The organism is Streptomyces sp. Ag109_O5-1, assembly GCF_003814875.1.
In the GTDB taxonomy this organism is placed as follows: domain Bacteria; phylum Actinomycetota; class Actinomycetes; order Streptomycetales; family Streptomycetaceae; genus Streptomyces; species Streptomyces sasae.
The window spans coordinates 6,557,180-6,578,307 of sequence record NZ_RKQF01000001.1 but is presented as its reverse complement, the minus strand read 5'-3'; the positions used below and the strand labels follow the sequence as shown (position 1 = coordinate 6,578,307).

General features: G+C 70.8%; 20 protein-coding genes and 1 pseudogene. 5 read left to right on the top strand and 16 right to left on the bottom strand.

Annotated elements, in window-relative coordinates:
- Window positions 1-26: 26 nt before the first annotated feature.
- Both EDD90_RS29810 and EDD90_RS29805 read right to left on the bottom strand, forming a co-directional pair.
- Window positions 27-497 carry a helix-turn-helix domain-containing protein gene (locus tag EDD90_RS29810; RefSeq protein ID WP_123976021.1) on the bottom strand — a complete coding sequence of 157 codons (471 nt, stop codon included), beginning with the start codon at window positions 495-497 and terminating at the stop codon, window positions 27-29.
- A 232-nt stretch (window positions 498-729) separates the two neighbouring features.
- Window positions 730-1,587: an acyl-CoA thioester hydrolase/BAAT C-terminal domain-containing protein gene (locus EDD90_RS29805; RefSeq protein WP_123976020.1), complete on the bottom strand. Its 858-nt coding sequence runs from the start codon at window positions 1,585-1,587 to the stop codon at window positions 730-732.
- 282 nt (window positions 1,588-1,869) lie between these two features.
- Between EDD90_RS29805 and EDD90_RS29800 the strand changes: the two genes are divergently transcribed.
- Window positions 1,870-3,000: an NAD(P)/FAD-dependent oxidoreductase gene (locus EDD90_RS29800; RefSeq protein WP_123976019.1), complete on the top strand. Its 1,131-nt coding sequence runs from the start codon at window positions 1,870-1,872 to the stop codon at window positions 2,998-3,000.
- Between the two features lie 77 nt (window positions 3,001-3,077).
- On the opposite strand, the gene EDD90_RS29795 is transcribed toward EDD90_RS29800, so the two are convergent.
- Entirely contained in the window at window positions 3,078-3,743 is a 666-nt protein-coding gene (locus EDD90_RS29795) for a DUF4097 family beta strand repeat-containing protein (protein WP_123976018.1), read from the bottom strand.
- Between the two features lie 245 nt (window positions 3,744-3,988).
- On the opposite strand from EDD90_RS29795, the gene EDD90_RS29790 reads away from it, so the two are divergent.
- On the top strand, window positions 3,989-4,732 hold the full coding sequence (locus EDD90_RS29790; RefSeq protein ID WP_123976017.1) for a MarR family transcriptional regulator: 744 nt from the start codon (window positions 3,989-3,991) through the stop codon (window positions 4,730-4,732).
- 33 nt (window positions 4,733-4,765) lie between these two features.
- Here EDD90_RS29790 and EDD90_RS29785 read toward each other — a convergent pair whose 3' ends face one another.
- From EDD90_RS29785 to EDD90_RS29745, 9 genes are all read right to left on the bottom strand, one after another.
- Window positions 4,766-5,311 (bottom strand): DUF6817 domain-containing protein, encoded by a 546-nt coding sequence (locus EDD90_RS29785; protein WP_123976016.1) that lies wholly within the window; start codon window positions 5,309-5,311, stop codon window positions 4,766-4,768.
- 87 nt (window positions 5,312-5,398) lie between these two features.
- Window positions 5,399-5,884 carry an HAD domain-containing protein gene (locus EDD90_RS29780; protein ID WP_123976015.1) on the bottom strand — a complete coding sequence of 162 codons (486 nt, stop codon included), beginning with the start codon at window positions 5,882-5,884 and terminating at the stop codon, window positions 5,399-5,401.
- 142 nt (window positions 5,885-6,026) lie between these two features.
- On the bottom strand, window positions 6,027-8,030 hold the full coding sequence (locus EDD90_RS29775) for an AAA family ATPase (RefSeq protein ID WP_123976014.1): 2,004 nt from the start codon (window positions 8,028-8,030) through the stop codon (window positions 6,027-6,029).
- A gap of 126 nt (window positions 8,031-8,156) precedes the next feature.
- The gene (locus EDD90_RS29770; protein WP_123976013.1) at window positions 8,157-8,771 is read right to left on the bottom strand and encodes a TetR/AcrR family transcriptional regulator; all 615 of its coding nucleotides are present in this window, start codon (window positions 8,769-8,771) and stop codon (window positions 8,157-8,159) included.
- A 23-nt stretch (window positions 8,772-8,794) separates the two neighbouring features.
- Window positions 8,795-9,163, bottom strand: coding sequence for a hypothetical protein (locus tag EDD90_RS29765; RefSeq protein ID WP_123976012.1), 369 nt, complete (start codon window positions 9,161-9,163; stop codon window positions 8,795-8,797).
- Between the two features lie 162 nt (window positions 9,164-9,325).
- On the bottom strand, window positions 9,326-11,518 hold the full coding sequence (locus EDD90_RS29760; RefSeq protein WP_260328164.1) for a phosphotransferase family protein: 2,193 nt from the start codon (window positions 11,516-11,518) through the stop codon (window positions 9,326-9,328).
- 289 nt (window positions 11,519-11,807) lie between these two features.
- Window positions 11,808-12,677: a winged helix-turn-helix domain-containing protein gene (locus EDD90_RS29755; protein WP_123976011.1), complete on the bottom strand. Its 870-nt coding sequence runs from the start codon at window positions 12,675-12,677 to the stop codon at window positions 11,808-11,810.
- A gap of 315 nt (window positions 12,678-12,992) precedes the next feature.
- The gene (locus EDD90_RS29750) at window positions 12,993-13,787 is read right to left on the bottom strand and encodes an HAD family hydrolase (protein ID WP_260328163.1); all 795 of its coding nucleotides are present in this window, start codon (window positions 13,785-13,787) and stop codon (window positions 12,993-12,995) included.
- Window positions 13,788-13,816: 29 nt separating this feature from the next.
- On the bottom strand, window positions 13,817-14,692 hold the full coding sequence (locus tag EDD90_RS29745) for a FadR/GntR family transcriptional regulator (RefSeq protein WP_185149265.1): 876 nt from the start codon (window positions 14,690-14,692) through the stop codon (window positions 13,817-13,819).
- 143 nt (window positions 14,693-14,835) lie between these two features.
- On the opposite strand from EDD90_RS29745, the gene EDD90_RS29740 reads away from it, so the two are divergent.
- Window positions 14,836-15,036: a hypothetical protein gene (locus tag EDD90_RS29740; RefSeq protein ID WP_123976009.1), complete on the top strand. Its 201-nt coding sequence runs from the start codon at window positions 14,836-14,838 to the stop codon at window positions 15,034-15,036.
- Here the strand turns inward: EDD90_RS29740 and EDD90_RS29735 are convergent.
- From EDD90_RS29735 to EDD90_RS29725, 3 genes are all read right to left on the bottom strand, one after another.
- Window positions 15,026-15,940, bottom strand: coding sequence for a winged helix-turn-helix domain-containing protein (locus EDD90_RS29735; RefSeq protein WP_123976008.1), 915 nt, complete (start codon window positions 15,938-15,940; stop codon window positions 15,026-15,028). The genes EDD90_RS29740 and EDD90_RS29735 overlap by 11 nt on opposite strands.
- 368 nt (window positions 15,941-16,308) lie before the next feature.
- A complete protein-coding gene (locus EDD90_RS29730) occupies window positions 16,309-17,553 on the bottom strand; it encodes a GNAT family N-acetyltransferase (protein ID WP_123976007.1) in 1,245 nt (414 codons plus the stop codon).
- Between the two features lie 131 nt (window positions 17,554-17,684).
- Window positions 17,685-18,278, bottom strand: a complete 594-nt coding sequence (locus tag EDD90_RS29725; protein ID WP_123976006.1) for an aerial mycelium formation protein — start codon at window positions 18,276-18,278, stop codon at window positions 17,685-17,687.
- A gap of 198 nt (window positions 18,279-18,476) precedes the next feature.
- Between EDD90_RS29725 and EDD90_RS29720 the strand changes: the two are divergent.
- Window positions 18,477-18,779, top strand: a pseudogene (locus tag EDD90_RS29720) (ricin-type beta-trefoil lectin domain protein); the annotation flags it as partial.
- A 104-nt stretch (window positions 18,780-18,883) separates the two neighbouring features.
- Entirely contained in the window at window positions 18,884-19,309 is a 426-nt protein-coding gene (dtd, locus tag EDD90_RS29715; RefSeq protein WP_123976005.1) for a D-aminoacyl-tRNA deacylase, read from the top strand.
- Here the strand turns inward: dtd and EDD90_RS57655 are convergent.
- Window positions 19,287-21,110 (bottom strand): helix-turn-helix transcriptional regulator, encoded by a 1,824-nt coding sequence (locus EDD90_RS57655; protein ID WP_260328162.1) that lies wholly within the window; start codon window positions 21,108-21,110, stop codon window positions 19,287-19,289. The genes dtd and EDD90_RS57655 overlap by 23 nt on opposite strands.
- Window positions 21,111-21,128: the final 18 nt, after the last annotated feature.

Genomic DNA, 21,128 nt, shown 5'->3' with positions numbered 1-21,128 from the left:
CGCGGCGGTCGGCGCGCTTGGCCGGCTCATCCGGCCGTCCGCCGCGGATCGGTCTCGCTGTCTGCACCGCTGTCGGCGGCACCGTCGGCGGCGGCGTCGTCCTTCGCGCCGGCGGTGTCCGTGTCGCTCGCGCTCTCCTCGCCGGATCCGAAGCCGTTCTCTTTCCGGAACGACTCGTAGATCTGCAGCAGCACCTGTTTCTGCCGCTCGTCGAGAGTGGGGTCGGCGAGGATGACCGCACGGGTCTCGACCTCGTTCAGATCCCGCTCGGCGTCGAGGATGCCGGCGCGGACGTACAGCGTCTCGGCGGAGATCCGCAGGGCCTTGGCGACCTGCTGGAGCACCTCCGCGCTCGGCTTGCGCAGCCCGCGCTCGATCTGGCTCAGGTACGGGTTGGACACCCCGGCGGCGTCGGCGAGCTGCCTGAGCGACAGCTGCGCGTTGCGCCGCTGTTCGCGCAGATACTCACCGAGATTGCCGACGTTGAGCGATGCCATGCCTCCACCTTGCAGCACCCTCGCTAACAATTGCAAGCACCTGCTTGCAAAAGTGTGCCGCGCCATACCCGGACGGCCCAGAGACGGGATGCCGACCGCCGCCCTGTCCCTGCGATGTCCGGGCACCCCCCGACGATCCCCCTCGGCACCCGGGCGACGATCGACACGGCTGCGGAACGTGAGACAGGACAACGGGATGGCGTGTCCTGTCTCCGTGCGACCGGAGAGAAGATCAGCCCCTGCTCCGGAGCGCGTCGAGGACGTGGGGCCAGGCGGCCGTTCCCAGGAGCGCGTCGGCTTCGGGCGTGCCTCCGTACTGGAAGCGCGGGGATGCCGGCGCCGGGCTCTCGCCGGGAAACCGTGGACGGTGGCCCGCGTCGTGGCGGGCTATCAGACGCACCGTGGCCCCGACCGAGCGTCGACGTTGCGCCAGTTGTTCGGCGAAGGGCAGAGACGGCCACATCGCGTCGTCGCCGCCTGCGACGAGCAGCAGATCGGCCCGCGCCTTGTCCACGGGGATCTCCGCTGGAGGGAGCAGGTGCGCGAAGGTCCGCTCGCTGAGTTCGTACCATCCGCGGATGGCGACCGGCCCGCTGCCTGGCTCTGCGGGAGTCCAGGAATCATCCAGCGGGATGAACGGCAGCGCCTGCTCTTGCCAGGTCCAGGACGATCGATAGGGGTGCTGCGCTCCGTCACGGCCCGGTCCGACGTTGCACCAGACCCGGGATGTGGGCGACAGCGCGATGACGACGTCCACACGCGAATCGTGCACTGCCGTGAGCAGAGCTGCCTCAGCCCCCTTGGAAGTGCCCACGATGCCGATGCGTCGCGCCCCGTTCGACCGGAGGAGGTCCACGGCGGCGGTGAAGGTTTCCAGTGGGATCTCGCAGATCCCCGGGGACTGCCCCGGTCCGCCGAACCAGCGGATCGACATGGCCGTCATGCCCTGCCGGGCAAGGATGCGTGCTCTCTCTCGTTCCACACGCCCGCTTGATCCCGCCAGGACCAGAACACCGATGTCACTACCGCGGACGGGAGCGACCAGCACGCCCTCCCAGGGATCTGCCAGCTCGCGCTCAGTGACATCCACATGACCCCCGCCGGTCCGCCTCGACCTGTCAGCGCAGCCTAATGCGCGGCAGAGCACCCGCTCCAGCCGTCCGCACGCCTCATCGTGACCGGCTGAGAGGGGGCGAGGGAGGCCGTGGGCCGGTGGGCCGGTGGGCTGCGGTGTCGGTCGGTTGTCGGAGGGGTGCCGGTCGGGTGTCGGGGGCTCGTCGGTGGGCGTCGGCTGTCCGTCGGTGGGGTCTGCGAGCTTTCCGGAGGCGGCCGGCCGGAGTCCACCGGGCGGCCCGATCCCGAAGGAGTCACCATGCCCACTCCCGTCACGATCATCGGCGCCGGACTGGGGGGCCTCACCCTCGCCCGCGTCCTGCACGTCCACGGAGTCCCGGTCACGGTCTACGAGGCCGACGCCTCCCCCGCGGCGCGCACCCAGGGCGGGATGCTCGACATCCACGACTACAACGGGCAACTCGCCCTCCACGCGGCCGGCCTGATGGACGAGTTCCACGCCATCGTCCTGGCCGGCCGCCAGGCCATGCGAGTCCTCGACCAGGACGGGACCGTCCTGTTCACCGAGGCCGACGACGGCACCGGCGGACGCCCCGAGGCGCTCCGCGGCGACCTGCGACGGATCCTGCTCGACTCCCTCCCGGCCGGCACCGTCCGCTGGGGGCACCGGGTCGACAGCGCCCGGTCCCTCGGCGGGGGACGCCACGAGGTGACGTTCGACGACGGCACCACCGTCGACACCGGCCTGCTGGTCGGCGCGGACGGCGCCTGGTCACGGGTCCGGCCGCTGCTGTCGAGCGCCGTACCCGAGTACGCCGGTACGTCCTTCGTCGAGACCTACCTGTTCGACGCCGACACCCGGCACCCGGCCGCCGCCGAGGCGGTCGGCGGCGGGTCGATGATCGCGCCCTCGCCGGGCAAGGAGATCTTCGCCCACCGGGAAAGCGGCGACACCCTGCACACCTACGTGGCGCTCAGCAGGCCGCTGGACTGGTTCGCCGCCGTCGACTTCACCGACGCCGCCGCAGCAACCGCCCGGATCGCGGCGGAGTTCGACGGCTGGGCACCCGCGCTCACCGCGCTGATCACCGACGGCGACACCGCGCCGGTCCTGCGCCCGCACCACGCCCTGCCGGCCGGGCACCGGTGGGACCGGGTGCCGGGGGTGACCCTGCTCGGCGACGCCGCCCACCTCCAGGCCCCCAACGGCGAGGGCGCCAACCTGGCCATGCTCGACGGCGCCGAACTCGGCAGGGCGCTCGCCGCACACCCCGACGACACCGAGGCCGCGCTCGCCGAGTACGAGCGGGCCATGTTCCCGCGCAGCGCCGAGGTCGCCACGTACGAGGGCGTCGAGGTCCACCGGATCGACTCCGCCGACAACACGGCCCAGGGCCTGGTCGGCCTGTTCGCCGAGAAGGGCGAATAAGACCCTACGGACGGGGCGGCGTACACCGGCGAAGTGCCGGTGTACGCCGCCCCGTTCGGTGCATGCCGCCCCCGGACTCACAGGCTGTGGGCGCTGATGTTGCCGTAGGCGGTGGTCGCCCGGATGTCGAGGGCGGCGGTGCCGTCGTTCTTGAGGGTGTTGTTGATACGGCCGTAGGTGGTGCCCGCGTCCAGGGAGGCGGAGACCCCGCGGGCGGCACCGACCGAGATCTCACCGTGCTGGGTGCGCAGCACGACCACGCCGCGCACGGCCTCGGTGATGTCGAGGTCGCCCTTCTGGGTGCTGATCTCGGCAGGACCGCCCAGCCGGCCGACGGAGATGTCGCCGGCCTGGAGGGTGAGACGGGCGCCGTCGGTCTCGTCGAGCTTGACCGTGGCCTGCGCACCCTCGAAGACGACGTCGCCGAGCCGTCCCACGCCCCGGAGTTCGGCGAGCGCCGCCTTCGCCTCGACGCGCGAGCCGGCCGGCAGCTGGACGGTCACCTCCACCGACCCGGAGTCGCCGAGGATCCGGTTCTTCGCCGCCGCGGCCTCGATCCGCAGCACACCGTCGTCGTAGCCGACCTCGATCCGCTCGGCCGCCTTCACGTCACGGCCCCGGGCGGGGTCCGAGGGCAGCACCTCGACGGTGGTGTCGGCCCGGTCGGCGGCGATGAACCGGATGAGTCCCGCGGGGATGTCCAGAACGACAAAGACCGGGGCGGGGGTGTCGAACTTCTGCATCGCGCACTCCTTCATCTACAGGGCGGGCCCCTTTCGGCCCGCCGTTTCCGACGAAAGAAACGCTACGTTGCATTCATGGATTCAGCAACGGATTCATTGCACTCAAACTTTATTTATGCAGGTCAGCGTCGAGAATCGTTGCAATGGCTTTGAATCTAACGCAACAGAGCCCGCTCCCGTGCGTTGCAATGAATAGAGAGTGAACGCTATGCTCGAACGCACCGCACACCCCGAAGGAGACCGCGATGCCGGGAGGCAGGCTCACTCAGCAGGAGCGTCAGCAGATCGCGCTGGGGCTGGCCGACGACCTCGCCTACGCCGAGATCGCCCGCCGCCTCGACCGCCCGACCTCGACCGTCACCCGCGAGGTGATGCGCAACGGCGGCCCCACCGCCTACCGCGCCGACCTCGCCCACCGCGCCACCGAACACCGCACCCACCGCCGCAGGCAGGCCGCGCCCCGGGACCCGGGCACTCCCCCGCAGGCCCACGGACGTGACGCCGAAGCCGTGCGCGCGTACGAGGAGGTCTTCACCACCATCTTCATGCAGTCGGGCCTGTCCAGGATGACGGCCCGGGTCCTGGTCTGCCTCTACACCACCGACGCGGGCAGCCTCACCGCCGCCGAACTCGTCCAGCGCCTCCAGGTCAGCCCGGCCTCCGTCTCCAAGGCGGTGGCGTTCCTCGAAAGCCAGGGGCTCATCCGCAGGGAGCGCGACGAACGCCGTCGTGAGCGTTACCTCGTCGACGACGACGTCATGTACCAGTCGACGATGGCCAGCGCCCGCGCCACCGCCCACCTCGCCGACACCGCACGCCAGGGTGTGGCCGTCCTCGGTCCGGGCACCCCGGCCGCCGGCCGCCTCGAGAACATCGCCCGGTTCACCGACTTCATCTCGGAGAGCATCGCGCGCGCCGCGGACCAGGCCCGAGAGGTCCTCCACGGGAAACCCGGGACGCCCGCGGACACCCCCGCCGAGCCGAGTTGAGGGCTCGCCGCCGACGGGCCCGGCGACCGGCCGTCAGTCCTCCGTGAGCAGGGCGTGGCAGGTCGACCAGGCCGGCCCGCTCAGCAGGGGGCGGAAGCGGGTGAACAGGGTGAGGAGTCCGGGTCCCCACCGTTCCCGGAAGGACGGGTCGATACGGACGAGGTCGAGTTCGTTGGCGGCCGTCAGTTCGGCGAGGTCCCGGCGGAGTCGGGGCTCGGGGATGTGGGGGCGGCCGGTGAAGCGGTCGTGGACGGGGGCGTCGGGCTCCGCGAGCACCGGATAGGTGGCCTTCCGGTCGCACGCCCCGTAGAGGTACACGACGGCTTCGGCCTCGGCGCCGATCACCGCCGCGAGTTCGGCGCGACGGTCCGGGGCCAGCAGCGCGGTGGGGAAGCCGTCGGTGCCGTAGCAGGCATGGCACAGACCCGCGAGCCGGAGGGCCGGACGGGCGTCCCAGGCCGCCAACTGGTCGTGGACTCGCAGGAGATGGGCGAGGAGTGTGCCTCCGGGATGGGCGATCTCGGCGGCGCCGAGTTCATGGAGGAGCGCTACCGCCTCGGCGGCAGGGGGTGCGGACACGGGCCGGTCCTTCCGTCGCTCGGGTCGGCGCCGATCATCCCGGTGCCCCAACTCCCCGTCAATGCCGGGGATTTGCCGCTGACACCGTCACCGCGGTCCTCGGTTCGTCCGTAGCCACTCCTCCAGCGCCGTGAAGTCCGCGTCCGTCAGGCCGAACTCGTGGTCGACGCGGTGGAGGAGGGCGGGGCGGTGATGGTGGATGGCCACCCAGGCGGAGTCCGCCTCGGTGATCTCGTCGTCGATCCAGACGAACGGCTGCTCCGCCGCCCATGCCACCAGCGCCCGGGTCTTCCAGTGCAGCAGCGAGGGCGGCTCCTCCTCGTCCGGCCACTCCACGACGGGCAACGGGGGCAGGCCCAGCCAGGGGGAGACGACGGTGTTCGCGTCGTCCATCCAGGTGGTGGCCCAGACGAGGTCGCAGCGGAGGGCTTCCAGCCGGGGGCCGAGGGCGGGGTCGATGCGGGTGAGGAGGGGGGACGAGGGGGTGGGGTCGGTCCCGTAGACCGGGTAGGGGTGGTCGGCGGGGGCGCCGAAGGGGATGAGGGTTCCGTCGATGTCTAGGAAGAGGAGCATCGGGAGACAGGATCGCAAGAGAGTGCCGGGAGAGGCAGTAGCGCGGCTGCGGGTGTGTGGGGGTTGCTCGCCCCCACGCGGCGGTAGCCGCACATCGAATACCGCCCCGCGCCCCTCAAGGGGCGCGCTGCAACGGGCCTTCTCAGAAAGGCAACGCTCTGGAGTGCACGACATCCAGCCTGGACACCGCTCTCGTCAGGACCACGTACAGCCTGTGCAGGCCGCGCTCCTCCGCCTCCGCCACCGCCGCCGGTTCCACGGCCACCACGTGGTCGTACTCCAGGCCCTTGACCATGCTCGCCGGGACCACCGCCACCCGGGCGCCCAGTTGGTCCGGGTCCGCCGGGTCGATGCCGGCGGCCTTGAGGGCGGCGCGTACCCCGGTCACCTCCGTGTCCGCCGCCACGACCCCCACCGAACCCTCGTGTGCGAGGGCCCGCCGTACGGCGGCGACCGTCGTGGCGTGGACGTCCCGCGTCGGGCTGATCGTCAGCTCGCCGTCGGCCCGGTAGGACTTGGCCGGGGGCACGTCCGTGCCCAGGTGCCGCAGCAGCCGGTTGGTCAGGTCCACGACCGCGGCCGGGACGCGGAAGCCGGTGGTGAGCGGGACGACGGCGGCGTCAGGTTTGCCGAGGTGCCGCAGTACCGTGCCCCAGCTCCGCGCCGACCAGGGGGTGGTGGCCTGGGCCAGGTCGCCGAGGACGGTGAGCGAGCCGAAGACGGCCCGGCGGGCGATCGCCCGGCACTCCATGGGAGAGAGGTCCTGGGCCTCGTCGACGACGATATGGCCGTATCCCTCGGGGTGTTCGACGAGGCCCGCGACCTCGTCGAGGAGGACCAGGTCGGCGGGTGACCAGCGGGCGGACTTGTACGAGCGGGGCGGGCGGGGCCAGCGCAGCTCCCGCTGTTCGTCGCAGGTCAGGAGGCCTTCGGCGGCCCGCGCCAGCACCCCGGCGTCCGTGAGGAGTCCGGCGACCACCTCCTCCGGGCGCACCTTGGGCCAGACGGTGTCGAGGTAGGCGCTCATGGCGCGGGAGCGTTCCAGGCGCCGGGTCCAGGCGGCCGGCTGCGGGCCGGCCCGGCGTTCGGCCTGCAGCTGTACGGCCCGCATCGCCCGCCCCCGCACCCGCTCGCGCCCGACGGCGTACGGCGGTTCCTCGTCCCGTACCCCCTCCACGATCCGGGCCAGTACGGCCGCGGGCACCCGCCAGGTGTAGGTGCCGTCCGAGAGCGAGAGGGCGTCGATGCCGTCGGTGGAGATACGGGCGTACAGCGCCCGGCGCAGGACCTCGGCCATCCGGGGGTCGTGCTTGAGCGCGGCGGTGCGGTCGGAGTCGGTGCCGGTGGCCGGGTGGCGGCCGATCTCCTCCGGCAGGGTGGTCTGCCGTACGCCGGTCTCGCCCAGGGCCGGGAGGACCTCGGAGATGTAGGAGAGGAAGGTGCGGTTGGGGCCGAGGATGAGGAGGCCGGAGCGGCGGATGCGCTGGGGGTGCGTGTAGAGGAGGTACGCGGCGCGGTGCAGGCCGACGGCGGTCTTGCCGGTGCCGGGGGCGCCCTGGACGCAGACGGAGTCGGCGAGGCCGGCCCGGACCAGGTCGTCCTGGTCGGGCTGGATGGTGGCGGCGATGTCCCGCATGGGGCCGACGCGGGGTCGTTCGATCTCGTGGGTGAGCAGCGCTCCGGTCCCGGCCTCGCCCTTGCTGAGATGCTCGTCCTCCAGCCCCGTGAGGTCGGCGGAGTCGCCGCGGCTGCCGGGCGCCCAGCCGAACCGGCGCCGTACCGCGACGCCCTGGGGGTCGTCGGGGCCGGCCTGGTAGAAGGCGCGGGAGACAGGGGCCCGCCAGTCGACGACGAGGGGCGGAGCGGTCGGCTCCTCGCTGATCCGCAGCCGGCCGATGCGGTAGCTCTGCCCGGCGTGCTCCCCCGTCTCGAAGTCCAGCTTGCCGAAGAACAGCGGGCCCTCCGGCAGCTCGCGCATCTCCTTGGCGTGGCTGCGCAGCCGGTACCCGAGCACCTCGGCGTCGGCGCCGGAGGCTGAGACGTCCTCGCCGGTGACGACGTGTTCGGCGGCGCCTTCGACCATGCGGTCGAGGGCGGCCCGGCAGGCGTCGTGGTAGGCACGTTCGAGGTCGAGTTCCTGCTGCATGGAGACAGCGTAAACGAGAAATCGTGACCCGGTTAAATTTTTTACCGGAGCTCAGTCCGGAGTCCCCGGAGCTCAGTCCGGAGTCCCCGGAGTCCGTCCCGAACTCAGCCGGAGTCCGTCCGGAACTCAGCCGTCCTCGGCCAGGGACCGCTCCAGCCGCCCGAACGCCCGCTCCGCCGCCCGCACGGCGTCCTCCCGTACGTCCTCGACCCGCTCCCCGGCCGCGATCCGCCGCCAGTTGTCCTGCGCGAGGATCCGCTGTACGGCGATGATCTGGCCGGCGGCCAGCCGGGCGTCCAGGGTTCCACCGAGGGCCTCGGCGAGCGCGGCCTCCGACCGCTCCAGGTAGGAGTACTGCCGGGCGACCAGGGTCGGGGTGCTGTTGAGCAGGGTGTGGAAGGCGAGGACCGCGGGATGGTCGTTGAGCCCGGTGATCGGGTCGTTGCGGCCGAGCCCGTCGAGGAAGTGGGCCTTCAGCACACCGACCGGCGACTCGGCGTCCGAGGCTTCCGCGACCAGCCGCGCGGCCTCCGTCTCGTGGTCGGCGATCCGGTACAGGACCAGGTCCTCCTTGGCCGGGAAGTACCGGAACAGCGTCGGCTTGGAGATCCCGGCCGCGGCGGCCACCTCGGCGACCGGGACCGCGTCGAACCCCTTCGCCAGGAACAGCCGTACGGCGATGTCCGACACGTCCTCGTACATCCGCCGCTTCTTGCGCTCGCGCAGGCCCATCTCACCCATGGGACAAGCCTACGCAGCGGTATTCAGGCCGGCACTCCCCGCCGCCACTGAGGGAGTTTCGCGAGGTGCCACAGATCGTCGAGGTGTTCGGTCCAGGTCGCCACGGCTGCCTCGGCCGCACCGTCCCGGGACCACAGGAAGCTGATCTCAACGCTTCGTGCCTCGAAGGCCTCGCCGACGAAGCCGTCCAGCTGACTGGAGTTCACCAGCACCCTGGCCGGGGCGCGGACCGACGACGTCAGCTCCTTCACCTGGTCGTACAGGACATAGCCGACCAGACTCAGCAACGCGCCGCCGAGACAGGCCTTGCCTTCCGGGGCGTCACCGACCGGCTTCACGAACTGGGCCGTGAGGCCGGTGACGAAGGCGCCGAGCAGGAGGATTCGAATCACCGCCGGCCCGACCCGTTTTTGAAGGCGCCTCAGCCGGGCTGCCCCGGCCTCGCCCACCCGGCCACCGCTCCGCCGGAACATACCTGCCCCCTCCGCACCGCGCCGCCCGGCCGACACCACGGACCCACGGGCAGGCGGGCATTCGGTTCGGCCATGGCCCCTCTAGGCCAGAGCACGAGCAAGACGGGGATTCGCCGTCGCCCGCACGGGCAGGCCCAGGGAGCCTTTGGCCGCTGTCAGCGTCATGGCGTACGAGTCCACGGCCCGGCGGACATTGGGCACGTCCAGGCTCGCCCCGGTGACCTGACGGTCCAGGTCGACGTAGGCCGAGCGAACGATCTCGATCCAGCGGTAGACCCGCCAGTCCCGTTGCCAGTCGTGGGTGAACCGCGCGGGCAGCATGCGGTCCCAGCGACGGAACATCCTGTCCCGGATCTCCGGCCGGGTCGGGGTGAGATGCATGTGCCGGACCAGGTCGTAGAGCGGGTCACCGACCAGGGCCATCTCCCAGTCGATGATCGTCAGCGCGAGCGGGTCGTCCCGGCGTACCAGGTTCCAGGGGTTGAGGTCGCCGTGGAGCAGGGCGGAGGCGCGGTCGCTCACCGGGTGCCGGGCGAGGATCTCCCGCAGCCGGGAAGCGCCGGGCAGGCCGAGGAAACGGGCCAGCTGCTGGGATTCCCCGGGGAGGCTGCCGACCAGCGCGACGAGCTGCTCGCTGAGCCAGCCGTAGAAGCCGGGCTCGCCGGCGGCCGGGTCCAGCTGGGTGTAGTCGACCTCGGTGAGCGCGGCCAACTGGTCGACGAGCCTGTCGGCCTCGTGCGGGAGGAGCCCGTCGACGGGATGGCCGGGCTTGCGGCCGATGTCGCCTGGGCCCTCGTAGGTGTGGATGGCGAAGCGGTCCCGCGAGTAGGCGAAGAGATAGCGGGAGTGGCTCTCCCCCAACGCCAGGACGCGGGGAGCGGCCACCGGCGCCCCGGAGCGCTCGATCGCCCGCAGCACCGCGTGCTCACTGAGGTAACTGCGCTCAAGACGCCGGATGTGCGGCACCTTGCGGCGGATCACCACGGGAAAGTCGATGCCCGGCACCCGGATCACCGAGTTGAGGTGCGCGGTGCCCTTGAACACCTGACGGGCCGGCGCCGAACCCTCCAGGAACAGCGCCGCGCGCACCGCGGAATGCGGGAAGTCGGGGCGCTCGGGAACCCGCCAGTCCTGCTTCCAGTCGATGACCTTGGTGACCCGGCCGCGCCGGGTGTCGCCGGTGCCGGGCGCGGACGCCGCCCAGCGGAACAGGATCCGTTCGATCTCCTTGTCACCAGGCACGGTCCGCAACTGCAGCGGCTCCGCCGCGGCCTCCAGAGCGCGGCGGACGGCCACCGCGGCCGCGTCCAGGCTCTGCTCGTCGAAGGACTCGTCCAGGGACCTCGCGGCCCGCATCACGTCGGGGTAGACGGACTGGGCCAGCTCGAAGTCCACGTAGTGCCGCAGATCCTTGGCCACCCCATGGGTGGCGGCGGGCCGCACCGCCAACATGGCGACCGCCCACGCCTCGACGACCTCGTCCCACTGATGGTCCGGGTACTGCATCCGGACCAGATGGGTCGCGAGGTCGTGCAAGGGGTCACCGAAGGTGGCCAGCTCCCAGTCGACACAGGTGAGCGGCGTACCGTCGTCCGGCGACACGATCACGTTGTCGCGGTGCAGGTCGGCGTGGAGAAGGCTGTAGGGACGCCGGGTCATCCAGGGCACCCGGTCGGCGTACCGGAGCAGAGCGTCCTCGGGGATGCCCAGAGCGGCGAACAGCCAGCCGAACACGGGCCCGTTGGCCTGCCGGACCTGGAGGTCCGCCATCCTGGCCAGCGCCCGCAGAAAGCCCTGGCTGTCCATGTGGTTCCTGGGCCACATCGACGGCAGCGGCGGCAGCGCGGCACCGCGCACCTGGGTCATCTCGGCCATCAGCCGGGCCAGCGCGCTCAACAGCACGGTGTCGACCGGCTTGCCGTTCCCGCAGACGCTGGAGAGCGGAACTCCCTCCACATAGCTGTGGATGGTGAAGCGATTCCCCTCGAAGAGACATTCGGGGACGTTGGGCAGCACGCCATGGACCGCCTGCAGGATCCGCGCCTCGTTCGCCCACGTCCGGATCACCACGGACAGGGCGTCGGGCCTGCGGACCCTGACGATGACCGCGGTCCCGGGCTCACGGCCCAGCAGCCGGGCCACCGCGTCGTTCAGCGGAAGGACGTAGTTCTGGTTGTGGAAGCCGGAGCTGGCCAGCCCCTGCTCCGCCGCACGCCCCCGGAACGCCTCGTACTCGTCGTCGAATAGAGGTCTGCCGGTGTCTCTCCCGCTCACGACAGGGGGGACAGGCGGTGCACCCACTGGTCGCTCCGGGGTGGTTCGCGCGTGGATCGCGGGGTATCGGGTAGGGGAAACGGTATTGCCGGGTGACGCACGACACGAGTCGAGGCGAAGCAGAGTGACCCTGACGGGTGGTGGGGCACAGCTGTTCGGTCGTTGATCGGTATGGTCGCCCGAGGACGGCTCTGTCACCATCCCCATACGCACGAACCCGAGCGGTTGCTCAGTCGATTGCGGCATGCTAGCGCAGCGGAGAACATCTCCGGACCGCATCGGGATCACGTCATGTGGCCAGGAGAGCCCATACCGACTCGAACCACCTGGTGGTGTTGGCGACGAAGGTCGAACCGGGTGATGTCGCGTTCGCATCGCGGACGTGATGGGTGAGCGAGGCACCGAAGCCGAGGACGTCCACAGCCTCGACCTCCGTCCCGTCGTCCAGGATCACCCTACGCCGGACGGGCTCGTAGAAGCCGTGCAGGACCTCGTCGTGGTTGATGACGTAGAGCTTGAACGTCGGCGTGAGTTCGGCATGGCGGACCTCCAGCTCGACCTCCGGCACCAGCTTCTCGGCCCGGAGTTGGCCGAGGACCGTGCGCAGGGAACTGGTGTGGGCATCGGTGATGGCGTGCAGCCGCTTCGGCAGGCGCGGGTCGTCCCTGTCGCCACTGGCGCGGGGGTACGGCATGGACTGCCCCTCGGCCGGCAGGATCATCCGCAGGGCGATCCGCCGGGGCGAGATGTCACCGGCCCGGATCCGCTCCGCCTGGATGCGGATGTGGGCGTCCAGGCTCTCCGACGTCAGCGTGTATATGTCCAGCGTGACCTCCTCCCGCTCGAAGGCTTCACCAATGAGCGGGCCCAGGGTGACCGGGTGGTGCCGGGAACGGCTGGCCCGGGGCGCGGAGGACTGTATGTGCTGACGCATCACGACCCGTGAGCGCTTGCCCCGGCCGGATTCGATCCACCCTTCGCTGCTCAGTTCACGCAGCGCCCGTTGCACGGTGTCACGGGCGACTCCGAACTCCTCCGCGAGCGACCCCTGAGACGGCAGGAAGGAGTTCAGCGGGTAGGCCCCGTCGGAGAGCCGGACCCGGAGCTCCTCCGAGACCCGCTGAAAGGCGCCTGCGCCACCTGCCGTCCGATTGGTCACATGCCGTAAGTACCGCACCCGGACGTCCGGCAAACAACTTCCAGTCAGCCAACTGACCAGTCAACTTTGGGGTTAATAGATCTAGTCGGGCGGGCATCCCTGCCTCGAGCAGTCAACTTCTCAGTCAACTGGGCAACTTGAGGGGTTGACCGACTGCTGCGAGGCGAGGGGGGTGGAAAGCCATGAACGTTCAGGTACTCGGGATCAACCTGCAAATCGACGACCTCAGTCAACTTGCCGTCTGGACGGCAGGTTTGCTGGTGTCCCTGACAGCGTGGGTCCGCAGGCGTCGTCGGCAGGCGCGCGGGCAGACGGCTAGTCCCGCAGCATCTCCAGCAAAGGCTCCAGTGAACCGACGACACGGTCCGCACCGGCCGCGGTCAAAAGCTTGGCTTTCCGTTCGTTACGCGCGTAGCCCAGGAACGGCACCCCGGCCCTGCGGGCCGCCTCCAGGTCGGAGGGGGAGTCGCCGATCATCAGGGCCGCGTCGGGGACGGCGCCCATCGCGCTGAGTGCGCGGTTGAGGCAGTGCGGGTCGGGCTTGAGGAGGTCCAGGTCCTGGGTACGGCCGTAGATGTGCGGGGCGAAACAGGCGGTCAGGCCACGGGCGTCGAGGTAGGCGCGGGCCACCCGGGGAGAGTTGTTGGTGGTCACCGCCATCCGCACGCCGAGTGCCCGCCAGGTCTGGATGAGGACGTCCGCGTACGCCGTCGGCATCGCCGTCGCCGTGGCCCGCAGCTCCTCCTCGGTGAGACGTTCCTCCAACTCCGCGACCAGGTCGCTGCCGGGACGCCGGCTGTCCACGACACGCAGCACGCGGTGCGGGTCGGGCACGTTGCCCTCGGCGTCGTCGGCCGGTTCGCCGCCGAACTGCCGGCGGTCCGCGACACGCACCACAAGCTGCGGGTCGACGGAGTCGCGTCCGGTGTCCGCGACCAGGCCGTGCAGGCCCCGGCCCTCCAGCCACTGCACCAGTCCGACGGCGACCTCCGCCGCCGAGTGGCCCGCGAACAGACGGCAGATCGGCCCGTCGAAGTCCCAGAGGACGACACGGGCGCTTCTGATCAGTTCCGTCAGTTCTTCGGTTTCCCTCGCGCTCTTGGCTGCCACCAGTTCAGTCTGCGCCGTATCAGAAGTCACTAGGAGAGTGTCAGGTCCGTGGTGATGGTTTCCCAGAGGGCGTTGAACCACTTCTGCGATTGCTCCACGAACGCGGCGTCCCGGTGCCCGGCCCGTTTCTCGAACGAGAAGAGGAGGGATTCGGAGCCGACGGCGTCGTACATGTCCAGGATGCCGGACTCCGTCTGCTCCTCCCGGCGGGTGACCATGTAGTACGCGAACAGCGCCTCGGCCTCGTTGAGCAGGTACAGCTTGACCGGTGGGGTGAACGGCAGGGCCCGGAAGGTGACGTTCACCTCGATCTTGTGGGTGGAGCGCAGGCCCTGGAGGTTGTACTGCAGGACCTGGCCCTGGGCGTTGCGCATGGCCAGCCAGCGGTTGTGGACCGCGTCGCCGTCGCCCTCGACCGGCACCGGGAAGGCGAGGTTGATGTCCCGGCTGGGGAGCAGGACCCGGAAGTCGATGCGGTCGGGGCGGATCCGGCCCTCGTGGATCATGCGCAGCGGCTCGGCGAGCGCCGGGAGCAGGCTCTGGGCGGTCAGGCAGGCGGCGTCGACGCGCACATGCGGGCAGGAGAAGGCCTCCGTCATACGCGGGCCGAGGCCGACCATGGTCGGCTGGGGCTCGTCGAGCGTGGGGCCGGGGGGCTCGGCGATCCGCGGCGGGCTGCCCTTGCTGACGTTGGTGAGGAGACCGGCGTCCTGGAGTGCGCGCAGGGCCTGGCGTACGGCGCCACGCTCCACGCCGAACTCCTCCGCCAACTCGGCCTGGGTGGGCAGCCGGTCACCCGCCTTGAGGTCACCCGCACGGATGCGTTCCCGCAGGGTGTCGGCGATCTCCTGGTGCGTGAGCCTGCTTCCGCCGTTCACTGCCACGTTCTCCTGAGTCACGACCAAACGCTACAACTCTGATCCACTTGGTGGGAGTTGTTTGAAGGTTGTTTATAAGTCACGACCAACTGGGAACAACATAACTAGAGTTGGTTGCCAACTTGGTCGAGTTGGTGGAAGCTTTGCTTCCCGACGATGGGGGAACCGCCATGCCCGCCACCCTCACTCTTCTCTCCGCCGTCTTCGTCGTCGGCTTCGAACAGATCGTCCAGTCGAAGTACGGTGCCACTGGCATTATCGGCCTGCTCTTGCTCACTGTGGGCATCAAGGCCAAGAGTCCGGCGTTCAGCGCGGCCGGCGCGGTCCTGCTCGCCCTGGTGCTCGCCGGTCCGGCGGCGGCTAGGACGTGAGCTTCAGCTCCGAACTGATCGTCTCCCAGAGCGCGTTGAACCACAGGCGGGACTGCGTCACGAAGGTGGTGTCCCGCAGCCCCGCGCCCCGCTCGAAGGCGAAGAGCATCGACCGCGTGCCCTCGGCGTCGTACGTCTGCAGATGCTCGTGGTCGATCTCCCGCTCGTGGCGCCCCAGCGTGTAGTACGCGAACAGCGCCTCCGCCCCGTTGAGCAGGTACAGCTTGACCGGCGGGGTGAACGGCAGGGCCCGGAAGGTCACCTGCACGTCGACGCCGTGCGTGGCGCGCAGCGCCTGCAGGTTGTGCTGGAGCACCTGGCCCTGCGCGTTGCGCTGGGCCAGCCAGCGGTCGTGCACCGCGTCCTCCGCCGACGCGTCCACCGCGGTCGGGAACGCGAGGTCGATGTTCCGGCTGGGCAGCAGCACCCGGACGTCGATCTTGGCCGGTTCCAGCCGCCCCGCGTGGATGAGCCGCAGCGGCTCGCCGAGGGCGAGGTTGAGGGAGACCGAGGTCAGGCAGAGCGCGTCGATCTCCACGTGCGGTGCGGCGAAGGCCGCCTCTATCCGGGGCGTGAGCGCCACCATCGTGGGCTGCGGGGGCGCCTCCGGCCCCACGGCGAACCGCACCGGGCCCGTAACCGGGGCCACCGTTGCCGGACTGCCCTTCGATACGTTGGTGAGCAGATGCTCCGACTGCAGGATGCGCAGTGCCTGCCGTACGGCCCCCCGCTCGACGCCGAACTCGTCGGCCAGTTTGGCCTGCGTGGGCATGCGCTGGCCCGGCCGCAGCACCCCGGACCTGATCCGGATGCGCAGTTCGTCGGCCACCTCGCGATGTGACGCCTGAGGCCGCTGTGACCTCGCCCGCCCATTGGCGGAGGCGTGTTCCGGGTCCACGGACAAACAGTACAACTTCCCGCCATCTTCTGGCAGTTCCCGGGAAGGTGGTTATGAGTCGCTTCCAAGCGGAGATAAGTACAGTGGAGTTGGTCACCAACTCCTACAACATGGTCAAACTTCCTCGGCGGTTGGCCGATCGGGTTCCCTTCCGGAGGGGAGCCGGGAGCCCGGTCACTCAGGGCGGCCGTCGAGGCGCACGACCAGCCCGCAGCACACCGGCACAGTCACAACTGAACACCGACAACCGAACACGGCAGGACCCGCACAGTCACAACTTCACAGCTCGCTACGGATGAGCACCATCGAGCACCACAGCACAGACAACTGAACAAGGTGATTCAGGCACTGTCACCGGGAGGAAGGAGACCGTCTCAGAAGATGTCCGGGCACCAAGGACGCCCGGACGCGCGCAGCAGGGCGTCGGCCTCCCGGACGGCGCCCACTCGCTCTTCCCGGACCCGTCCGAGGGCGTGCAACCGCGTCACGGACTGGTCCCCGAGCCAGACGCTCGCCAACTCGGCGATGTCGAGGGTGAGTTCAGGGGTGTCGGTGGTCGGGGTGCAGGACGCGCCTTCGGGGGAGGCGTCCAGCCGGAACCGGCCGCCGGCCAGCCCCTGCCGGTCCACCACATCGAGGACCAGCGAACCCGCCCTGTCGTAGGTCCGCGCCTCCAGGGCCCGTACGACGTCCAGGATCCGCACCCACAGCCAGTCGGCCTGTGTGGTGATCCGCGCGGCACGCGGGTCGGGAAGGTGGTGTGGCAGCAGGTCGTCGGGCGACCGCCAGCCGCTCTTCACCTTGGTGATCCAGTCGATCGAGCACAGGTAGTGCCACAACGCGCGTTCCGCCGCCGGGGTCGCGGCCAGCAGCCAGCGCACGTCGGCGGTGTTGTGCGGCTGCTTGTCGTGCCAGTTGTCGTCCGAATCGTAGGACGCGATGCCCTCGACCTCGCCGGTCGCCGACCGGTACACCGCGAAGTACGGCTCGGCCCATTCGGAGTCGAAGCGGACCGCCCCCGTCCGCAGCTGCCACGACAGCTCGGGGAGGCTGACCGCGCCGGGAGTACTGCGGCGCACGCGCTCGTGCAGCTCGGGGCCGAGCTTGCGAATGTCCTCGCCGTCGACGAGGTCGATCCGGCCGCCGCCCTCGGGGCGCGACCAGCGGGGGTCCAGGCCGGTGCGTGAAACGTCGATCGTCCACTCGGTCAGCGTGGTCGCGGGGCCGAAGCCGTAGCGGCCGTAGATCCGGTACTCGGCGGCGATCAGGGTCGCGACGACGTCCCCGCGTTCCTTGGCCGCGGCGAGGTCCTGGCTCATCATGCGGGTGAGCAGGCCGCGGCGGCGGTGGGTCGGGGTGACGGTGACGTTCGAGACTGCGTCCGCGGGGAGGGTGGCGCCGCCGACCGCGGTCAGTTCCTGGGCGAAGGAGCGGAACGTCGCGACGCAGCGGGGGCCGTCGAAGGCGCCGAGGAGTCTGCCCGGGACGAACTGCTTTCGCCGGGCGTCGAGTTGGTCGGCTGTCAGCGTGGGGTGCTGGAGGAAGCCGGTCTTCAGGGCTCGCTGCCAGTCTGCGAACTCGGGTTCGGTTATGGGGCGGACTTCGACGGCGTCGGTCATGGCAGCACGGTATGTGTTTGATTCCGTGGTGCCGATTCATTTTTGGGTGCGGCCTTGTGGGGGCTGGTCGCGCCCACGCGGCGGTAGCCGCACATCGATACAGCCCCGCGTCCCTGAAGGGGCGCTCTGCCTTACGTCAGCAGATCGTCCACCTGGGCTTCGCCTTCCCTGTACCTGCGGGCGATCTCTCCGCTGGAGTCGTCGGCCGTCCGCTGCAGGCGCTGCCTTCTGCCCGACACCTCCTGCTCGTAGCGCACCAGGCGGCCCATCGCCGTGTTCAGTTCGGTGTCCGTGCGGGCCTCCAGGTCGGACAGCTCGACCTCTGCCAGCATCTCGGCGGCCAGGCGGCCGTACTCCTCGTTGTGCGGGGTGCCCAGGGTGACATGGCGGGCCGAGGAGCGGTGGCGGGCCGGGGCGTCCGTGAGGATCTCCGGAAGGCGGTCCACTACGGAGGCGGCGCCCGCCGGGGAGCGGCGGGCCAGTTCCGCGCGCAGGATGTCGATACGGCCCTGGAGCAGCCGTCGTACGTAACTGAGGTCGGCCTCGTCTCGCTGGGCGTCCCGGCGCAGGACGCGCAGCTCCGGCAGGCTCAGGCGGGTCAGGTCGTGCTCCGGGGGTTCCGCGGGCAGCGGGACGCCCTCGCCTCGCTGTGCGGGCGGCCGGGGCAGGCTCTGCGCGCTCTGCGTGCCCTGCACCTTCAGTCGCCCGGTACTCGGTGTGCTCATACGCCTCTACCGTCCCCTCGACCGGCGTGTGGAAGCATGGTGCCACCCCAAGTGGCCGCAATGTGACCGAGTGCCCCCGAACGGCCCTAGTTGGGATGTTAAGGATCAATAATGGGCCTCCTTTTCCAGTCCCGGCTCCCGCTGTGGTCTGTACCAAAAAAGGAAACAAATATTGACGCACCCGAACACGGTGCGTAGCTGTGGGACTGTCAGACGTACGCCGAGGACCAGCACTGGACGCACAACCCGGACGGCTCGCTGTCCACCCTCGGGCGCTGCCTGGACATCGTGGGCAACGGCACGGCGAACGGCACCAAGGTCGAGCTCTGGGACTGCAACGGGGTCGGCGGCCAGACTTGGGTCCAGCAGGCCGACGGCTCCCTCCTCAACCCCCAGTCCGGACGCTGCCTCGACTCCCCCAGCGGCGCCACCGCCAACGGCACCCGCCTCCAGATCTGGGACTGCAACGGCACCACCGCACAGAAGTTCGGCCTCGGCTGAGAAGTGGCCCCGCGGCGGCGGCCGGGTCCGGCCGCCGCCGCGGGCACGTCCAGGAACGGGCACAGCTTCGACGGCTTCGATCCGCACCGGGCATGATGGTGCGCATGCGAGCGGTGGTACAGCGGGTGGACGGCGCCAGTGTCGTCGTGGACGGCGAGACGGTGGGCGCGATCGAGGGCGAGGGGCTGTGCGTCCTGGTCGGCGTGACCCATGCGGACACCAAGGAGAAGGCCGCCCAACTCGCCAGGAAACTCTGGTCGATCCGCATGCTGGCGGACGAGAGGTCGTGCAGTGACATCGACGCGCCCCTGCTCGTCATCAGCCAGTTCACGCTGTACGGCGATGCGCGCAAGGGGCGGCGGCCGACCTGGAACGCGGCGGCCCCCGGCGAGGTGGCCGAGCCGATGGTGGAGGAGGTCGTGGCGCAGCTGCGGTCACTGGGGGCGACCGTGGCGACCGGGCGGTTCGGGGCACAGATGCGGGTGTCCCTGACGAACGACGGGCCGTTCACCGTCCTGCTGGAGATCTGAGCAGCTCCCGGCAGTCCCGGGCCAGGGCCGCCATGCCGAGTTCCTCCGCGATGCCGAGCGCGGTCCTGGCCAGGTCCCGCGCGGCGGGCGAGCCGGTGCGCAGCCGGACGCGGGCCTCGTCGAGGCGGAGCCGGGCCATCTGCGCCGGGTAGCGCTGGACCAGGCGTACGGCACGGGCGAGGTGCGCGAGCGCGGTGTCCGGTTCGCCGGCGGCGAGGGCGAGCAGTCCGCTGAAGCGGGCGGCGGGGCCGAGCAGCACGGTGGGCCAGCCGGCCAGCACCAGTTCGTCGCCGTGCGGGTCGAGAAGGGCACGCAGCGGTGGGAGGTACGCCGAGATCTCCGCACGGCGGTCCGTGCGCTCCGCCAGGCCGGCGCAGACCTGGGCGAGGATCGCCGCGGTGGGCAGCGCCCAGCCGCTCGGCGGGAAGCGGGTGAACCCGTCGGCGTCGGCGGCGAACGCCCGTACCTGGTCCACGGCCTGTTCGTACCGTCCGGTCTCGCACAGGGCCAGCGCCAGGCCCGCCCGCCACACCGGGAAGTAGCCCCGGCGCTGGACGCCCGCCATGCGCGGGGAGGCGAACAGCTCGGCCAGGCGGCCCTGTTCGTGGCGCAGCCAGTACTCCTGGCCGAGCACGGTCTGGCTGAGGGTGTCGGCGGGCATGGAAAGCCCGGACTCCATCGCCCCGGCCACCCTCCCGGCCTCCCCGAGGATCCAGCCCTCGGCGGCGGCGAACTCCCCGCGCCACAGGCTCATCAGGGCGTCCAGCGTGCCCTGTTGCCAGTGCGCGAGCCGGCTGCGGTGCCGGGCGGCGAACTCCCGGTGGAGGCTGACGGTCGCCTCGGCGGTGGGCACCCGGCCGGTGCGCAGCTGGTCGATGGCGAGGGCCACCAGCGCCTCGCCCTGGAAGTAGGCGGAGTGGGACCGTACGGCGAGGTCACGGAGTTCGGTGGAGAGGGCGAGCAGTTCACGGGCCGGTGCGAAGTCGTACAGGGCCCAGCGGCTCTCGGTCAGCACCTCGCAGCGGGCCTCGTCCCCGATCTGCCCGGGTGACCGGCGGCCGCGCTCGCGCAGCTCCGCCAGCGCCTGGCGGGCCAGCCGGGCGCCGGTGCGGGGTTCGGCGCCGGTGACCGCGGTGTCGTCGCCGATCGCCATGGCGATCTTCTTGGCCCGGTGGACGGTGAGCCGCAGCCGCAGTTCGACGGCGGGCGGGTCCTCGCGGTCCGCCAGCGCGGCCAGGCAGGCGTCGATACGGAAGAGCAGGTCGCGGTCGACCTGCCCGGGGTCCGACCAGCGGCGGGCGGAGCGGACCACGGCGTAGGAGCGGGCCAGTTCGTCCTCGCCCGCGGTCTCGTAGGCCGCCTGGTAGTGCTGGCCCGCCTCGTACATCTCGCCGAGGAGATGGCGGGTGTCGCCGCGCCGGATGTGCTGGTCGAACTCGGCGCCGTAGCCGCTCGGCCGGGCGGACGGGGACGGGATCAGGTCGGGGTGCGGGCGGCGCGGGACCGCACGCCCGGACCGGCCGGCCTCATCAGGTCCCTCGCGTCCCCCACGTCCCTCGTGCCCCTCCTGCCTCTCGTGTTTCTCGGGCCCGGCCGGGAGCAGGGCGAGCAGGGCGCCGTCGGCCCGCAGCGCGGCGTCACAGCGCTCGGCGAGGAGCCGGCCGGGAGGCCGCAGGCCGTTCTCGACCCGGCTGAGGTAGCTCTTGCTGTAGTGGACCCGTTCCGCCAGTTCGGCGAGGGAGAGTTTCGCGGCCTCCCGGCGCACCCGCAGCGCCTCGGCGAACTCCTCCTGCGGTGTCACTGCTCCTCCCCCAGGGGC

Excerpts from the sequence above, each read along its gene's own strand:
- EDD90_RS29740 (WP_123976009.1), top strand. The coding sequence starts at position 14,836 with ATGCCCGCCACCCTCACTCTTCTCTCCGCCGTCTTCGTCGTCGGCTTC.
- EDD90_RS29770 (WP_123976013.1), bottom strand. The coding sequence starts at position 8,771 with ATGGGTGAGATGGGCCTGCGCGAGCGCAAGAAGCGGCGGATGTACGAG.
- EDD90_RS29790 (WP_123976017.1), top strand. The coding sequence starts at position 3,989 with ATGCCGGGAGGCAGGCTCACTCAGCAGGAGCGTCAGCAGATCGCGCTG.
- EDD90_RS29775 (WP_123976014.1), bottom strand. The coding sequence starts at position 8,030 with ATGCAGCAGGAACTCGACCTCGAACGTGCCTACCACGACGCCTGCCGG.
- EDD90_RS29730 (WP_123976007.1), bottom strand. The coding sequence starts at position 17,553 with ATGACCGACGCCGTCGAAGTCCGCCCCATAACCGAACCCGAGTTCGCA.
- EDD90_RS29795 (WP_123976018.1), bottom strand. The coding sequence starts at position 3,743 with ATGCAGAAGTTCGACACCCCCGCCCCGGTCTTTGTCGTTCTGGACATC.
- EDD90_RS29800 (WP_123976019.1), top strand. The coding sequence starts at position 1,870 with ATGCCCACTCCCGTCACGATCATCGGCGCCGGACTGGGGGGCCTCACC.
- EDD90_RS29780 (WP_123976015.1), bottom strand. The coding sequence starts at position 5,884 with ATGCTCCTCTTCCTAGACATCGACGGAACCCTCATCCCCTTCGGCGCC.
- dtd (WP_123976005.1), top strand. The coding sequence starts at position 18,884 with ATGCGAGCGGTGGTACAGCGGGTGGACGGCGCCAGTGTCGTCGTGGAC.
- EDD90_RS29810 (WP_123976021.1), bottom strand. The coding sequence starts at position 497 with ATGGCATCGCTCAACGTCGGCAATCTCGGTGAGTATCTGCGCGAACAG.
- EDD90_RS29725 (WP_123976006.1), bottom strand. The coding sequence starts at position 18,278 with ATGAGCACACCGAGTACCGGGCGACTGAAGGTGCAGGGCACGCAGAGC.